The organism is Nitrospirota bacterium, assembly GCA_020846775.1.
Classification (GTDB): domain Bacteria; phylum Nitrospirota; class 9FT-COMBO-42-15; order HDB-SIOI813; family HDB-SIOI813; genus RBG-16-43-11.
In genome coordinates, this window is record JADLDG010000012.1 from 1 (window position 1) to 14602 (window position 14602).

The 14602-nt window shown below is 45.5% G+C and carries 15 protein-coding genes; 12 read left to right on the forward strand and 3 right to left on the reverse strand.

All coding sequences use genetic code 11. From position 1 onward, the window contains the following. From IT392_01445 to gltA, 4 genes are all read left to right on the forward strand, one after another. Positions 1-948, forward strand: a 948-nt coding sequence (locus IT392_01445; protein ID MCC6543149.1) for a DUF4143 domain-containing protein, incomplete at its 5' end; no start/stop codon positions are given. Between the two features lie 271 nt (positions 949-1219). After that, the gene (locus IT392_01450; protein MCC6543150.1) at positions 1220-1522 is read left to right on the forward strand and encodes a hypothetical protein; all 303 of its coding nucleotides are present in this window, start codon (positions 1220-1222) and stop codon (positions 1520-1522) included. Positions 1523-1630: 108 nt separating this feature from the next. Continuing rightward, entirely contained in the window at positions 1631-2467 is an 837-nt protein-coding gene (locus IT392_01455) for a sulfide/dihydroorotate dehydrogenase-like FAD/NAD-binding protein (protein MCC6543151.1), read from the forward strand. Positions 2468-2513: 46 nt separating this feature from the next. Next, positions 2514-3926 carry an NADPH-dependent glutamate synthase gene (gene gltA, locus IT392_01460; GenBank protein MCC6543152.1) on the forward strand — a complete coding sequence of 471 codons (1413 nt, stop codon included), beginning with the start codon at positions 2514-2516 and terminating at the stop codon, positions 3924-3926. 77 nt (positions 3927-4003) lie between these two features. Here gltA and IT392_01465 read toward each other — a convergent pair whose 3' ends face one another. Next, entirely contained in the window at positions 4004-4867 is an 864-nt protein-coding gene (locus IT392_01465; protein MCC6543153.1) for an NAD(+)/NADH kinase, read from the reverse strand. A 109-nt stretch (positions 4868-4976) separates the two neighbouring features. Between IT392_01465 and IT392_01470 the strand changes: the two genes are divergently transcribed. The 8 genes from IT392_01470 (at position 4977) to hisB (ending at position 13140) form a co-directional block, all read left to right on the forward strand. Then, on the forward strand, positions 4977-6227 hold the full coding sequence (locus tag IT392_01470) for a TIGR02710 family CRISPR-associated protein (protein ID MCC6543154.1): 1251 nt from the start codon (positions 4977-4979) through the stop codon (positions 6225-6227). A gap of 278 nt (positions 6228-6505) precedes the next feature. Beyond that, positions 6506-7753, forward strand: a complete 1248-nt coding sequence (rho, locus tag IT392_01475; GenBank protein ID MCC6543155.1) for a transcription termination factor Rho — start codon at positions 6506-6508, stop codon at positions 7751-7753. Between the two features lie 21 nt (positions 7754-7774). Beyond that, entirely contained in the window at positions 7775-7975 is a 201-nt protein-coding gene (gene rpmE / locus IT392_01480) for a 50S ribosomal protein L31 (protein ID MCC6543156.1), read from the forward strand. 94 nt (positions 7976-8069) lie between these two features. After that, positions 8070-9146: a peptide chain release factor 1 gene (gene prfA / locus IT392_01485; protein MCC6543157.1), complete on the forward strand. Its 1077-nt coding sequence runs from the start codon at positions 8070-8072 to the stop codon at positions 9144-9146. Then, on the forward strand, positions 9139-10389 hold the full coding sequence (murA, locus tag IT392_01490; protein ID MCC6543158.1) for a UDP-N-acetylglucosamine 1-carboxyvinyltransferase: 1251 nt from the start codon (positions 9139-9141) through the stop codon (positions 10387-10389). Before prfA ends, murA begins: the two co-directional genes overlap by 8 nt. Before the next feature lie 118 nt (positions 10390-10507). Continuing rightward, on the forward strand, positions 10508-11167 hold the full coding sequence (locus IT392_01495; GenBank protein ID MCC6543159.1) for an ATP phosphoribosyltransferase: 660 nt from the start codon (positions 10508-10510) through the stop codon (positions 11165-11167). Continuing rightward, the gene (gene hisD / locus IT392_01500; protein ID MCC6543160.1) at positions 11164-12513 is read left to right on the forward strand and encodes a histidinol dehydrogenase; all 1350 of its coding nucleotides are present in this window, start codon (positions 11164-11166) and stop codon (positions 12511-12513) included. The genes IT392_01495 and hisD overlap by 4 nt, the downstream gene beginning before the upstream one ends. A gap of 36 nt (positions 12514-12549) precedes the next feature. Further along, positions 12550-13140, forward strand: a complete 591-nt coding sequence (gene hisB / locus IT392_01505; protein MCC6543161.1) for an imidazoleglycerol-phosphate dehydratase HisB — start codon at positions 12550-12552, stop codon at positions 13138-13140. Between the two features lie 256 nt (positions 13141-13396). On the opposite strand, the gene IT392_01510 is transcribed toward hisB, so the two are convergent. Together IT392_01510 and IT392_01515 are read right to left on the reverse strand one after the other, a co-directional pair. After that, positions 13397-14194 carry an NAD(P)-binding domain-containing protein gene (locus tag IT392_01510; GenBank protein ID MCC6543162.1) on the reverse strand — a complete coding sequence of 266 codons (798 nt, stop codon included), beginning with the start codon at positions 14192-14194 and terminating at the stop codon, positions 13397-13399. A 121-nt stretch (positions 14195-14315) separates the two neighbouring features. Next, positions 14316-14602, reverse strand: a 287-nt coding sequence (locus IT392_01515; protein MCC6543163.1) for a heavy-metal-associated domain-containing protein, incomplete at its 5' end; no start/stop codon positions are given.

Consider the following 14602-nt stretch of genomic DNA (forward strand, 5'->3'; position numbering starts at 1 on the left):
AGTCAGATATTGCTATTAAAGAAGATCAGGGAATCTTTAGCAGGGCGTGTATCTATCTATGAGTTATGGCCGCTGCTGATGAGTGAGATCCACACGGAAGAAAACTATACCGGCCGGGTAAAATATCGGCTTATTGACAGGATACTTACGGAGACGACCTTTACAAAGATACTAAAGGGTATCCCTTCAGTACTCCTCGATAAGGAGGACAGCAGGGTCCGTGCTGCAGAAGAGTATCTGCTCAGATGGGGCGGGATGCCTGCTTTGCTTCCACTTTCAGATGTCGAGCGATGGAAGTGGTTGAAAGATTATGAATACACATATCTTGAGAGAGACATGTCAGATTTGGCACGACTGGATGATCTTGAACCTTTTACGAAATTTCAACGTCTTGCCGCGCTTCGTTCCGGAAAGTTATTGAACTACTCTGAACTTGCCAGGGATGCGTCAGTAAGTGTGGATACGGCGCGCAGATATCTGGAGTACCTCAGGTTGTCTTATCAGGTGCTGTTACTTCAACCGTATTATGAAAATATTACAAGCTCAGTAATTAAAACACCAAAGCTTTACTGGCTGGATATAGGATTGCTAAGGCACCTGAGCGGTCAGAGGAGCGAGCTCTCAGAAGATATTTATGAGACAATGGTTGTGAATGAATTATTTAAATGGATAAAGACAACGCAGAGAGATGTGGAAATATTCTTTTACCGAACCCGTTCCGGTCTGGAACTGGATCTTCTTTTAAGTACAGAAAATGGATTTATCGGGATCGAAATAAAAGGGCGGAAGACAATTATCCCTGCCGATATCCGTCCGATGAAGGAGGTTGCCGCAGCGCTTCAGAGGAAATGGCTGGGAGGGCTCTTAATCTACAGTGGCGACGAAATAACGAAGCTGTCCGACCCCGATATCTGGGCAGTTCCCTCACGGCGCATATTCACAGATTAAAATCATTTCTTCTGTTGCACTAATAAATTAGTTTCTCATGGCAATGGAAAGCGAATGCGGTGCCTTTATTGCTGATATGTTGGCTTCTTGTAATTTCCCTACCGAACAGGATCGGTAATATGATCTACAGGCAAAAAAACAGGAGTTTTCTGAAAGGCCTCTTGCATGCCGGATTATGTTAAGCCATATTTAGATAAGATTGAGGCCTTTGCAAAGGAGAGGGGTGAATCAGTTGAACTTCTGCTGGTAGGCGGGCTTGCGCTGAGTCTGTATGGATTGCATAGATATACTATTTCCTTTAAACTACCGGGAGCGTGCAAAGACTGTTTATTCGGGAGAGTATCTTGTCTTAAAAATTCTGGACCCTGTTGATTTTGTTTTCAGTAAGCTTATGAGAGGGACAGAGGAAGACCTGCAGGATATAATGGATGTCATCAGGAAATATAAAATATCAAAGGAGTCTATTCACGAAACGGAAAAACTCATACAATTCCCGCAGGACTCTGAGACACTTTTTTTCAAAAAGAACATCCAGCATTTAATGGAATTAATAATGAAGGACATGATGTATTAGTAAATCTTAATTTGCCTGTTTTTAAAGGAGATTTTCCACTTGACAGCGCCTATCATTTCTTGTTAATGTAAAAATTCTATATTAACTACTCTGTGTGAGGTTTAAACTATGTCTTATGAGATCTTGGAGAAGAAAGAACTTGCGCCAAACACGGTTATGTTGCAGGTCCTTGCCCCCCTTGCAGTAAAGAAGATGAGGCCGGGACAGTTTATTATCGTAAGGGTGACTGCTAATGGCGAGCGTATCCCGCTGAGTGTTTCCGGATGGGACGCTCAAAAGGGGACGGTGCGCATTATTGTCCAGGCCGCAGGAAGGACAAGTACGGAGCTTATCAATCTTAAGAAGGGTGATTCGATCACTGATCTGGTTGGCCCGCTCGGACAATCGTCTCATATAGAAAAATATGGAACATGTGTCCTGATTGGAGGGGGATATGGTACTGGTGCAATTATCCCTATAGCCAGAGAGTTAAAGGCTCTTGGCAACAAGGTCATAGCTATTGTAGGAGCGCGTTCAAAAGACCTCGTGCTTATGGAAGATGAACTAAGGACCGTATGCGACAGGGTGGAGATCTCAACGAATGATGGTAGTTCTGGTACGAAGGGATTTGTTACAGACGTCCTCTCAGAGATATTGAAGAAGGAACCAGTACATATGGTTACAGCCATAGGACCTGTGCTTATGATGAAGGCTGTATCTGAGATGACGAGGCCTTTGAACATACATACATATGTCAGTCTGAATGCCATTATGGTGGATGGGACCGGGATGTGCGGCTCATGTCGCGTTGAGGTTGGCGGTACAACTAAGTTTGCATGTGTTGACGGGCCTGACTTTGATGGACATAAGGTGAACTTTGATGAACTTGTCTACCGGCAGAAAATGTATGTGCCGTACGAGAAAAAAGCGTCAGAAGATTATGCATGTAAGGCAAATTGCCATTAATTAAGGAGAGCTACCGGTGAGCGGGACAATATCTAATAAAGACCGTATGCAGATACCGCTTCAGGATATGCCTGAGCAGGATCCTGGGGCAAGGGTCAATAACTTCGAGGAAGTTCCTCTCGGCTTTGAAGAGGCAATAGCACTGACAGAATCAATGAGGTGTCTCGATAATTGTAAGGCCCCATGCATTAAGGGTTGTCCTGTTGGAATTGATATACCTGCTTTTATTAAAAAGATCGAGTCAAGGGATTTTATAGGGGCTGCAAGGACCCTTAAGAAATATAATCTGTTACCTGCAATCTGCGGCAGGGTCTGTCCGCAGCAGGAGCAGTGTGAGCTTGTATGCGTTGTTGCCAAGAAAGGTGATTCAGTCGGAATCGGGAGGCTTGAGAGGTTTGCCGCTGACTTTGAGAGGATGAGCGGGTCAGTTGAAATCCCGGAAGTTGCACCGGCAACTGGAAGAAGGGTTGCGGTTGTAGGGTCAGGACCGGCAGGACTTACCGGCGCAAGTGAGCTTGCAAGGCTGGGTCATAAGGTTACGATATTTGAAGCGCTTCACAGGCCTGGCGGTGTCCTTGTCTATGGTATCCCGAGGTTCAGGCTTCCTATTGACGTTATAGATAATGAAATTGACATGCTCAAGAAGATGGGGGTTGAGATTGTCTGTAACGCAGTAATTGGCAAGACTCTGACTATTGATGACCTCTTTTCTGAAGGCTATGATGCAGTCCTTGTTGGTACAGGCGCAGGGCTTCCATATTTTATGGGCATTCCAGGAGAGAACCTTTGCGGTATTTATTCAGCAAATGAATTCCTGACTCGCGTAAATCTAATGCGGGCAGATCAGTTTCCGGATAGTCTGACCCCGGTATTTTTTGGTAAGAAAATAGCGGTTATTGGAGCTGGCGATACGGCTATGGATGCTGCAAGGACATCTGCACGTATGCACCCTGAAAGTGTGACAGTTTTCTACAGGAGGAGCAGGGAGGAGGCCCCATGTCTGCCGCGTGAGATGGAGCATGCGGAGCAGGAGGGTGTTCATCTTAAATTCCTTACCAATCCTGTCAAATTTATTGGAGATGATAATTATTTTGTGAAGGCTATGGAGTGCGTTAAGATGGAGCTTGGCGAGCCTGATGCCTCCGGCAGGAGGAGCCCGAGAGAGATTCCAGGTTCAAATTATATAGAAGAGGTTGATACAGTGATTATGGCCCTGGGTTTCGGGGTTAATCCTATAATAAAAGAAACAACCCCCGGTCTTGATACAAATAAGAAGGGGATTATTATCGTTGACCCTTCGACAGGCAAGACTTCAAGGGATGGCGTCTATGCGGCCGGTGACATCATAACGGGTGGTGCTACCGTCATTAGGGCCATGGGTCAGGCCAAGGTAGCCTCTAAGGCCATGCATGAGTATCTAATGAGCAAGGAACCGGCGTTAGCGGCAAGCACTAAATAAGATTAGATAAAGGGGTCAGGTCTTGAATTTTGATGTGGTTACCACATCAAAATTCAAGACCTGACCCCTTCCTGGATTTATAACCCCCATCGCAACTTTTGCCTAAGCACCTCATAGTAATCCTTATCCGGCGATGTTATTAGTTGTACGACATTGGCTGATTTTTTCACAACGACCTTATCAAGATGCTGCAGTGGATAACCCTCCTGACCATCAAGAGTAACATTTACATCTTCATTCTCCGATCGTAATGTCACCTCGACCATTACATCCTCCCGGACTACTATTGGCCGGTTTGTAATCGTATGTGGACATATTGGGCTTATAATTATTGCACCGACCTTTGGATTTATTATTGGGCCGCCTGCAGAGAGTGAATATGCTGTAGAACCTGTGGGTGTAGATATTATCAAACCATCAGCCCGGTATGTGTTGAGATACCTGCCGTCAATTACAGTCTCCATGAGGATCATCCTGGCTAAAGCCCCCTTATTTATGACTACGTCGTTAAGGACTGTAAATTTTGCCAGCTCTTCATTCCCTCTTTGTACTGATACGTCAAGCGTCCACCTCTCATCAAGGCTCATTTTTCCTGCAAGTATCTTCTCAAGAAGAGGGTACATCTCTTCGAGGGTAACCTCAGTGAGGAATCCAAGGCTGCCGAGATTTACTCCAAGTATAGGCGTTTCCCTGCCTCCGATCAGTCTGGCGACACTTATAAGGGTGCCGTCCCCGCCCAATACAATAATAAAATCTGACAGGAGGGCGATGTCCGGTCGTTTATGTGAGCTTTCAAAGTCTATAAGGCCCGCTGTTTCCTGATCCATCAGCGGTTCTATTCCCCTGTCCTTAAGCCACCTGACAAGGTCAGTTAATATGGGGCCGGCATCACTCTTCCGTGGTTTCGATATGATTCCTATTTTTTTTATGATTGTGTTCATGAAAATGGATTCTATTAGCTTTTGACATGACTGTCAAATAAATAGGGACAGCGACTATTTTTTCAAAAAATAGTCGCTGTCCCTATTTATTTGTAGTAATATTGACCATATGGTTAATCAGAGAATTAAGGCACTTCTAATATCCATAGGAGGAAGTCCGGAGCCTGTTATTTATTCCATAAATGAGCTTAAACCTGAGTGTCTCTGTTTCTTTGCATCAGAAGAGACCAGGGCGATCATTAATAATGATATACTGCCAAAACTGACAGACAGGCCTGTCTGGATGGCTGAGATTATAACAGGAGATGCTAATGACCTCCTCTCCTGTTATAAGGCAATAAATGACAAGTGGAAGGAGCTTCAGAAGAACTGGAGGCTCGAACCGGGGGATTGGGTTGTTGATTATACCGGAGGTACAAAGCCGATGGTTGCTGCCCTTGTCCTGGCAACTATTGACGACACATCCGGCTACCGGTATATAAGCGGCAAAGAGAGGACGAAGGGCGGCACCGGTATAGTAATTGATGGTAAAGAACTGATACTCCATCAGATAAATCCATGGGACCAGCTTGCTATCAGGGAAAGACAGGATGCAGCGGTATTGTTTGGCCGTGCCCGCTATAAACAGGTTGCAGAGATCTTTGAAGGTGTGGCAAAAAGGGTAAGCGGCGGAGAAAAACACCTCTATAAAGCGCTTTCTGATGTCGCAGAGGGTTATAGCCTCTGGGATAATTTTCAGCACAGACTGGCATGGGAGAAATTACGTCCATCGCAAAAATCCCTTGAAATGGCGACAGTCTTTGGCGGGCCTCCGGGCTTACAATCATTTGCCGCAACACTTAAAGACAACCTCAATTTCCTTGAAAAGCTGACTGTCGGTATGACCGGAATAAGAAATGAACATTTTTTAGACCTTCTTTCTAATGCAAAGCGACGGGCTGATTTAGAGCATAAATATGATGATGCCGTCGCGCGCCTCTACCGGGCAGTTGAGGCATTTGCCCAGATAAGGCTTGCCGGCAGGGGTATAAATACATCAGATGTTCAGGAGTGCCAGCTTCCTCCTGAATTGTCTGCAGAGTTTGCAACTAAATTCAGGAGTGATATTGATGGCCGGATCAGGCTTCCTCTGTATGGGACGTATAAACTCCTTCAAACATTGGGGGATAGTGCCGGCGCAGTCTTTTTCGATAACTGGCCGCAGATGAAGCTCCTTCTTGACAGCAGGAACAAGTCTATCCTTGCTCACGGGCTTGAGCCGGTTAAGCGGGAGCGATATGAAGAGATGCTGAGGCTCATTTGCAGGATCAGCAGTGTAAATGAGCAATCACTTCCAAAATTCCCTGCTCTGCACTTGTAAAATTATATTGACAAACGTTTTTTGTTTATATATCATAGAGTCACATATCATCCGGTGTTATCTTTGTGCAACCCATAAAGGTAGGTTATATAATAACTTAGGAGAAAAAATATTTTACTGTAAACCTGAGTGTAATTCTCGCCGATTAAATTAGAAATTTCCCTTGCAGCTAATTAAGATATTTAACCTAGGACCACTCAATAACGAATTAATCCATTAAATCAGATCGGCATTATAACCTGACAGATTTACCATAAAATAGCATAAGGAGTATATGGATGAACCTAACAGAATTAAAAGAAAAGAACATAAGTGAGCTTACATCTCTGGCCAAGGATATGAGCATTGAAGGCGCTGCCGGTATGAGGAAGCAGGAGCTTATCTTTGCAATCCTCCAGACTCAGGCAGAGAAAAACGGGTTCATATATGGCTCAGGCGTCCTTGAAACATTGTCAGATGGATTTGGCTTTCTAAGGGCCCCTGATTATAATTACCTTCCCGGGCCTGATGATATATACGTTTCCCCGTCTCAGATAAGGAGGTTTAACCTCAGGACAGGAGATATCGTATCAGGTCAGATACGCCCGCCAAAGGAGTCTGAGAGATACTTTGCCCTTCTTAAGGTTGAGTCTGTTAACTACGAAGACCCTGAGATAGCAAGGGAGAAGATCCTTTTTGATAACCTTACCCCGATCTTTCCTACAGAAAAGATCAATCTTGAGTATCACCCTGAGGATTATTCAACAAGGGTTATGGACCTTATTACCCCAATTGGAAAGGGGCAGAGGGGACTTATTGTTGCACCACCGCGTACTGGTAAGACAATGCTTCTGCAGTCAATTGCAAAGGCAATTGCCACTAATCATCCCGAGATTATCCTGATAGTGCTCCTGATAGATGAGAGACCTGAGGAAGTTACCGACATGCAGCGTCAGGTAAAGGGTGAGGTTGTCAGCTCAACATTTGATGAGCCTATGCAGAGACACGTTCAGGTGTCAGAGATGGTTATAGAGAAGGCGAAACGTCTGGTAGAGCATAAGAAAGACGTGGTAATACTCCTTGACAGTATAACAAGGCTTGCAAGGGCATATAATGCAGTGATCCCTCCGAGCGGGAAGGTGCTGTCAGGAGGACTTGATTCCAATGCCCTCCAGCGTCCAAAGAGGTTCTTTGGAGCGGCCCGTAATATCGAGGACGGCGGCAGCCTTACGATAATAGCTACATCACTTGTTGATACAGGCAGCAGGATGGATGATGTAATTTTTGAAGAGTTTAAGGGCACTGGCAACATGGAGCTTCATCTTGATAGAAAACTTGTTGACAGGAGGATATTCCCTGCGATAGAAATTAATGCATCAGGTACCCGTAAGGAAGAATTGCTTGTCAGCAGGGAAGACCTGAACAGGATGTGGATACTGAGAAAGGTGTTAAATCCGCTCAGTACCGTTGAGAGCATGGAGTTTTTACTGGATAAATTAAAGGTGACAAAGACAAATAGAGATTTTATGGATTCAATGAACAGATAAGCTAAAAGGAGGATTTATATCATGAAAGAAGGCATTCATCCGGAGTATATTGAAACAACTATCAAGTGTTCATGTGGTGCGGTAATTAATACCCGCTCAACAATAAAGGACCTTAGGGTTGAGGTATGTTCGAGCTGTCATCCATTCTATACCGGTATGCAGAAGATTATGGATACTGAAGGAAGGGTTGAGAGATTCAGAAAGAAATATGCCGGCAAGTAGGGATAATAAGATTCCAAGATTAAGAAGACCTGCCCATGGCAGGTTTTTTTTTGGAGAGAGGTAAGTAAGAGAGGCATACAACATGGAAGAAAGTATCAATAAGAGGCTTGAAGATATCAGGGAAAAATACAATAGTATAAGTTTTCAACTTGGAGACCCTGAATTCATATCAAACCGTGCGGAGTTCCAGCGTATTGTGAAAGAACAGGGGGAACTCACCCCTATAGTTGAAAAGTATAATCATTTTAAAGAGTTGTCAAAGAAACTGGAAGAGGCAGAAGTGTTCATTAATGATGCCTCTACGGAAGATGAAATGAGAGAGCTGGCGTCTGAAGAAAAGGTCTCCTTAGAGGTGGAGATAGAGGAAGTTGAGGCAGAGATTAAGACCTTACTTCTTCCCAAAGATCCCAGGGATAGCAAGAATATAATTATGGAGATACGAGCTGGTGCAGGAGGGGATGAGGCGGCCCTGTTTGCCGCTGAACTGTTTCGCATGTATGCGAAATATGCTGAGAAGAAACGGTGGAAACTGGAGGTCCTGAGCTCAAATTATATCGGTATCGGAGGTATTAAGGAAATTATCGTTACCATGGAAGGAAAGGGTATTTTCAGCAAGATGAAGTTTGAAAGCGGTGTCCACAGGGTACAGAGGGTGCCGGCAACAGAGGCATCAGGCAGGATACATACCTCGACGATTACTGTCGCTGTGCTGGCTGAGGCAGAAGAGGTAGACCTTACAATTGATCCGAAAGATATCAGGATAGACACGTTTTGCGCCTCAGGCCCCGGGGGACAGGGGGTTAATACAACACACTCTGCTGTCAGGATAACTCATCTGCCGACAGGTATGATAGTATCGTGTCAGGATGAGAGGTCACAGATTAAAAACAGGGATAAGGCTATGCGTGTGCTGAGGTCACGGTTGCTTGAGATAAAAGAGGCTGAGGAGAGGGCAAAAAGGGTGCAGGAGAGGAGAGGCCAGGTAGGCACAGGGGACAGGAGTGAGAAGATCAGGACTTATAACTTTCCCCAGAACAGGATCACAGACCACAGAATTGGTCTTACCCTCCACAGGCTGGATGGTATAATGGAGGGGGATCTGGATGAGATGATCGAGGCCCTTATAACAGCGGATACCGCCGAGAGATTAAAAGAGGTGGCCAGTGGATAGGATATTAATAACAGGCGGGAAGAGGCTTGAAGGTGAGGTAGAAATAAGCGGCGCAAAGAATTCTGCACTCCCGATTATAACGTCAGCAATCCTTTCGACAGAAGATTGCATCCTCAATAATGTCCCTTTCTTAAATGATATAAAAACGATGAAGAAGCTGATGGAGAGCATGGGGGCTCACATCAGGCCGGATGGTTATACATTTACTATTCATACTAAGGATATGAAGAGTTGTGAGGCGCCGTATGATCTTGTGAAGACGATGCGGGCCTCGGTTGTTGTCCTTGGACCCCTTGTTGCAAGATTCGGTGAGGCAAGGGTATCTCTGCCAGGAGGTTGTGCGATAGGGGCGAGGCCGATAAACCTCCATATAGCAGGGCTTCAGAAGATGGGCGCTGAGGTGGAAATTAAGCATGGGTATGTGGAAGTAAAGTCTAAAAGATTAAAAGGCGCCAAAATATATTTTGATATACCCACGGTGACAGGGACTGAAAATCTGATGATGGCCGCTGTCCTTGCGGATGGAGTGACGGAGCTGAAGAATGCGGCCTGTGAGCCTGAGGTGGTGGATCTGGCGAATTTCCTGAACACGAGAGGTGCCAAAGTCAGTGGGGCCGGGACGGATACAATCGTCATAGAGGGGGTTTCAGAGATAAGAGGCGGGACATATGATATTATGCCTGACAGGATAGAGACAGGGACCTATGTCATTGCAGGTGCTATTACCCGTGGTGATGTCGTTGTAACAAAGTGTGTCCCTCAGAATCTGGAGGCTGTGATCAGTAAGCTCAGGGCGGCTGGTGTAAAGATCGAGACCGGAAGTGATACCATAAGAGTTGTAGCGGATAATGGATTAACTGCTGTTGATGTCAGGACAATGCCGTACCCTGGTTTTCCGACAGATATGCAGGCGCAGATCATGTCCCTTATGGCAGTCAGCAGGGGGCTCAGTGTCATTACAGAGACGATATTTGAGAACAGGTTTACTCATGTGCCTGAATTGCACAGGATGGGGGCCAATATCAAACTGCAGGGGAATTATGCTATAGTGGAGGGCGTGGAAAAATTAAGCGGTGCCCCTGTCATGGCGACAGATCTGCGCGCAAGCGCTTCTCTGATCCTCGCGGGACTTGTTGCAGAAGGGCAGACGGAAATCTCCCGCATATACCACCTGGACCGAGGATATGAGCGCATTGAAGAGAAACTCTCAAAGCTGGGTGCGGAGATAGTCAGGGTAAAATGAGGCAGGCTCACAAAGGGGCATGAAAATGTCATTCCAGCGCAAGCGGGAAACCAGAACGGTGGCCGAGGTCTGGATTCCCACTTCCGTGGGAATGACTTGATGGAGACGATATTTTCGGGTGAAGACGAAAGAACTAATACAGCCAGTTACCATAGCCCTTGCCAAAGGAAAACTCCTTGACCATGCCGTCGAGTATTTTGATAAACTGGGGCTGATGCCTGATGATGTGAAAGACGCGGGCAGGAAGCTTACCTTTAATTCACCAAAACATAGACTGACTTATCTGATAGTGCGTCCAACGGATGTTCCGACATATGTAGAATACGGGGCTGCTGACATCGGGATTGTAGGGAAGGATATGCTGCTTGAGCAGGAGAAGGACCTTTATGAGCTGTTTGATCTTAAATTCGGTCATTGTAAGATTGTGGTTGCAGGGCCGGGGGAGGTAGTTGAACCATATAAGAGCGGCAAGTTAACAAGGTTACGGGTCGCGACGAAGTATCCCCGGATAACTGAGCTATACTTTGCGAGCCGCGGTGTTCATGCAGACATAATAAAGCTTTATGGCTCAATAGAACTTGCACCTCTGGTGGGTTTGTCTCATGTGATAGTTGATCTGATTTCAACCGGCAGGACACTTAAGGAAAACAACCTTGAATTGATTGAGATTGTTACAGATTCAACAGCGAGGTTGATTGCTAACAGGGCAAGCCTGAAGCTGAAATATGAAAGAATAACGGGAATTGTAGACGATCTAAGTAATGTCATTTCAGGATGAAGATCATACGCACAGAAAACCGGGGATTTGACAAGGTCAGGAAACAACTCCTGACAAGAGGAGTAACATATGGCAAGTCAATAGAATCCGCAGTTCACAGGATCATCAATGATGTCAGGGACAATGGCGACAAGGCGTTAATCAAATATACCAAAAAATTTGACAGGGTCTCTCTCACTCCATCTACTCTTAAAGTTGACCAGAATGCAATCAGTGAAGCCTACTCCAGAGTAAGTCCTGCTGACGTTGCAGATTTAAAGTATGCTGCGTCGAGGATCAGAAAATTTCACGAACACCAGAAAGTATCAGGATGGCAATACAAAGATAACGGAGTGATGCTCGGTCAGATGGTGACTTCGCTGGACAGGGTCGGCGTTTACGTCCCGGGAGGAAAAGCGGTCTACCCGTCTACGGTCCTGATGAGTGTTATCCCGGCAAAGATTGCCGGAGTTAAGGAAGTTATTATCTGCACACCGACGCCGGCAACTGGCAAGGAGATCCCGAAACGAGTTCGGTATGACAGGAAGGACGACAAGAAGGTGCTATTTTCAGGTGACATTAATCCATATATATTAATTGCCGCTGACATCGCAGGCGCGGACAGGATCTATACTGTGGGAGGGGCGCAGGCAGTGGCTGCTATGGCCCTTGGTACAGATACGATTCCGCGCGTGGACAAGATTGTCGGGCCTGGAAATATCTATGTGGCAATAGCAAAGAAGCTCTTGTATGGTCATGTTGATATAGATATGATAGCAGGGCCAAGCGAGATACTTATAGTTGCCGATGAAACAGCAGAGCCGGCATTTGTTGCGATGGACATGTTGTCTCAGGCAGAGCATGATGAGGAGGCAGTGGCGATATTGATTACTCCGTCTGAGGCGCTTGCAGAGAAGGTAATTCATCATGTCAGGTCAGAGATGAAGGTACAGCCCCGAAGGAAGGTTATACAGAGATCACTCGCTAATCATGGGATTATTATTATTACCAGAGATTTAAATGAAGCTGTTGAGCTTACAAATGAATTTGCCTCCGAGCATCTATCGTTGCAGGTGTCAGAGCCTATGAAGATATTAAAAGAGATAAGGCATGCAGGCGCTATCTTCCTTGGCAGTTACACACCACAGACAATGGGAGACTATGTTGCAGGCCCGAACCACACTTTACCCACAGGAGGAACTGCCCGGTTTTTCTCCCCGCTCAGCGTGGACGACTTTGTAAAAAAGACAAGTATGGTAATGTACAGCATGGGGGCATTGAGAAGGGATGGTGCGGTTGCCTCAAGGCTGGCAGAGATAGAGGGATTATATGCACACAGTGAGGCCGTAAAGATAAGATTGAAATAATAAACCCTGATGTATCAATCGGGGGGTGAGGGTGGTATGACCAGAAAATCCGCTATTAAACGAAAGACAACCGAAACAAATATAAAACTCAAATTTACCCTTGATGGCCAGGGCAAGGGTAAAATAAACACCGGCATCCCTTTCCTTGATCACATGCTGATGCTGTTTGCTAAACATGGTTTATTTGATCTCAACATCGCTGCTGTCGGTGATTTAGAGATAGACTATCATCATACGGTTGAAGACATAGGAATCGTGCTTGGTAAGGCTATAGCTCAGGCAGTGGGAGACAAAAAGGGTATCAGGCGTTATGGGAGCGCATTGATACCCATGGATGAGACACTCGCATCTGTTGCACTTGACCTGAGCGGCAGGCCGTACCTGGTATATAATGTAGTATTCCCAAAACGGGCAAAGATCAAAGAGTTTGACGCTGACCTGATCGAAGACTTCTTTCGCGCCCTTATCACAACCGGCGGCATTACACTTCATATCAACCTCCGCTATGGCCGCAATATACACCACATCTTCGAGGCCGTATTCAAGGCATTCGCAAGGGCGCTTGATGAGGCGACGTCAATTGACAGCAGGGTAAGCGGGGTTCCTTCGACTAAGGGAAAGTTGTAATTAACCTGCCGATATTAAGTAAAAAAACTGAGGGTTGATTAAATACATCAATCAACCCTCAGAGTACGGTAATTAATAGATTACTTGCACTTACACTCTGATGATTTCTTACCGCATCCGGAGCAGACACCATTCTTGATGTCGCGTCCGCAAATCTTACAGGGTGAACAACCACATGACTGACACACGTTCCCACCCCCCTTCTTGAGATTTACATACTTAGACATTCTACCCCTGGTGGGCTCAGTCGTCAATATTAATTGGATTCCTGATCACTTTGTATCATGTCCATCTTTTCTTTTGCTGTCCGTGCAGCTCTTAATATCAAAGTTGATAGCATATCTTCATCAACGGTTACCAAAGGTGTCATTGCCTTAATCTCCTCAAGTGTCAGGCCTGACTTCATTACAAGGGATGCAGTTCCAAGCATCACCTGAGCGGCTGTGTCTCTTGCCTGCTCAGGTGCAAGGCCGGCCTCAGTGCCAGCCTTTATCAGGCCCTCGAGCACAGGCAACACAAAACGCATGGAAGCACCGGTCAACCCGACAAACCAGTTCATCTGATCATCACGCACCGAAATAGTCTTTCCGAGAATTGCGAGCAGTTCTTCCACCAGTGACTTTGCTTCATTAGAAATCCTGTTTCCATAGACTACAGGGTTGAGTCCCGCCCCGATGAGGGAAGTGACATTTGGTACAACCCTTATCACAGCAACATCCGGAGGTATCAATGCCTCAAGTCTTTTTAAAGAAACTGCATTGGCAAATGAGATTATTAACTGATAAGGTTTCAGCCATCCTGTTATCTGTGAAAGCAGGTACTGAACTGCTATAGGTGGTATTGCAATCAGTATGACATCAATAGACCGGAAAGCCTCGTCTGTTAGAGATAAGGCACGGACTCCCGATTCGTTAACGGCAGATTCTATTCTCAGGGGATCCGAATCATGGATAAATATGTGATCGGGCTGGACGCCTGACCACAGGAGTCGTTTTAACATAAGAATTCCGATATTGCCTGTGCCGATTATTGCCCAATGTTTTTCATTTAGCATAGAGACCTTCCTTAAAAGAGAATAACACATTACCCCACAAAGGCAAATACAGTTGAATTGTGTCCAAATTATATGCCGACAACGTAACTATAAAAAGGAAGTTCAGAAAAGGTGAAGGGCTTTATGAATCATGAGAATGGCTATGTACTTTCTCTTTATGTGCATGCCTGTGCGGGTGATTATGGACTACCTTCCCATGGGAATGGTTATGTTCGTGGATTATGTATCCATTGACTGGATAACCCAACTCAACTATTGATCCGCGGATCTTCTCAAAACTCACATTATTTGATTCATATGAGATATCTACATCAGACGGGTCTGCCCCTGTCTGGATTGATATGGAGAGTATTCCTGGAAGTCCCTTAACTGTATTATTTACAGCCTCCATGCAATGTTTGCATGATA

Excerpts from the sequence above, each read along its gene's own strand:
- IT392_01450 (MCC6543150.1), top strand. The coding sequence starts at position 1,220 with ATGGATTGCATAGATATACTATTTCCTTTAAACTACCGGGAGCGTGCA.
- IT392_01455 (MCC6543151.1), top strand. The coding sequence starts at position 1,631 with ATGTCTTATGAGATCTTGGAGAAGAAAGAACTTGCGCCAAACACGGTT.
- gltA (MCC6543152.1), top strand. The coding sequence starts at position 2,514 with ATGCAGATACCGCTTCAGGATATGCCTGAGCAGGATCCTGGGGCAAGG.
- IT392_01465 (MCC6543153.1), bottom strand. The coding sequence starts at position 4,867 with ATGAACACAATCATAAAAAAAATAGGAATCATATCGAAACCACGGAAG.
- IT392_01470 (MCC6543154.1), top strand. The coding sequence starts at position 4,977 with ATGGTTAATCAGAGAATTAAGGCACTTCTAATATCCATAGGAGGAAGT.
- rho (MCC6543155.1), top strand. The coding sequence starts at position 6,506 with ATGAACCTAACAGAATTAAAAGAAAAGAACATAAGTGAGCTTACATCT.
- rpmE (MCC6543156.1), top strand. The coding sequence starts at position 7,775 with ATGAAAGAAGGCATTCATCCGGAGTATATTGAAACAACTATCAAGTGT.
- hisD (MCC6543160.1), top strand. The coding sequence starts at position 11,164 with ATGAAGATCATACGCACAGAAAACCGGGGATTTGACAAGGTCAGGAAA.
- hisB (MCC6543161.1), top strand. The coding sequence starts at position 12,550 with ATGACCAGAAAATCCGCTATTAAACGAAAGACAACCGAAACAAATATA.
- IT392_01510 (MCC6543162.1), bottom strand. The coding sequence starts at position 14,194 with ATGCTAAATGAAAAACATTGGGCAATAATCGGCACAGGCAATATCGGA.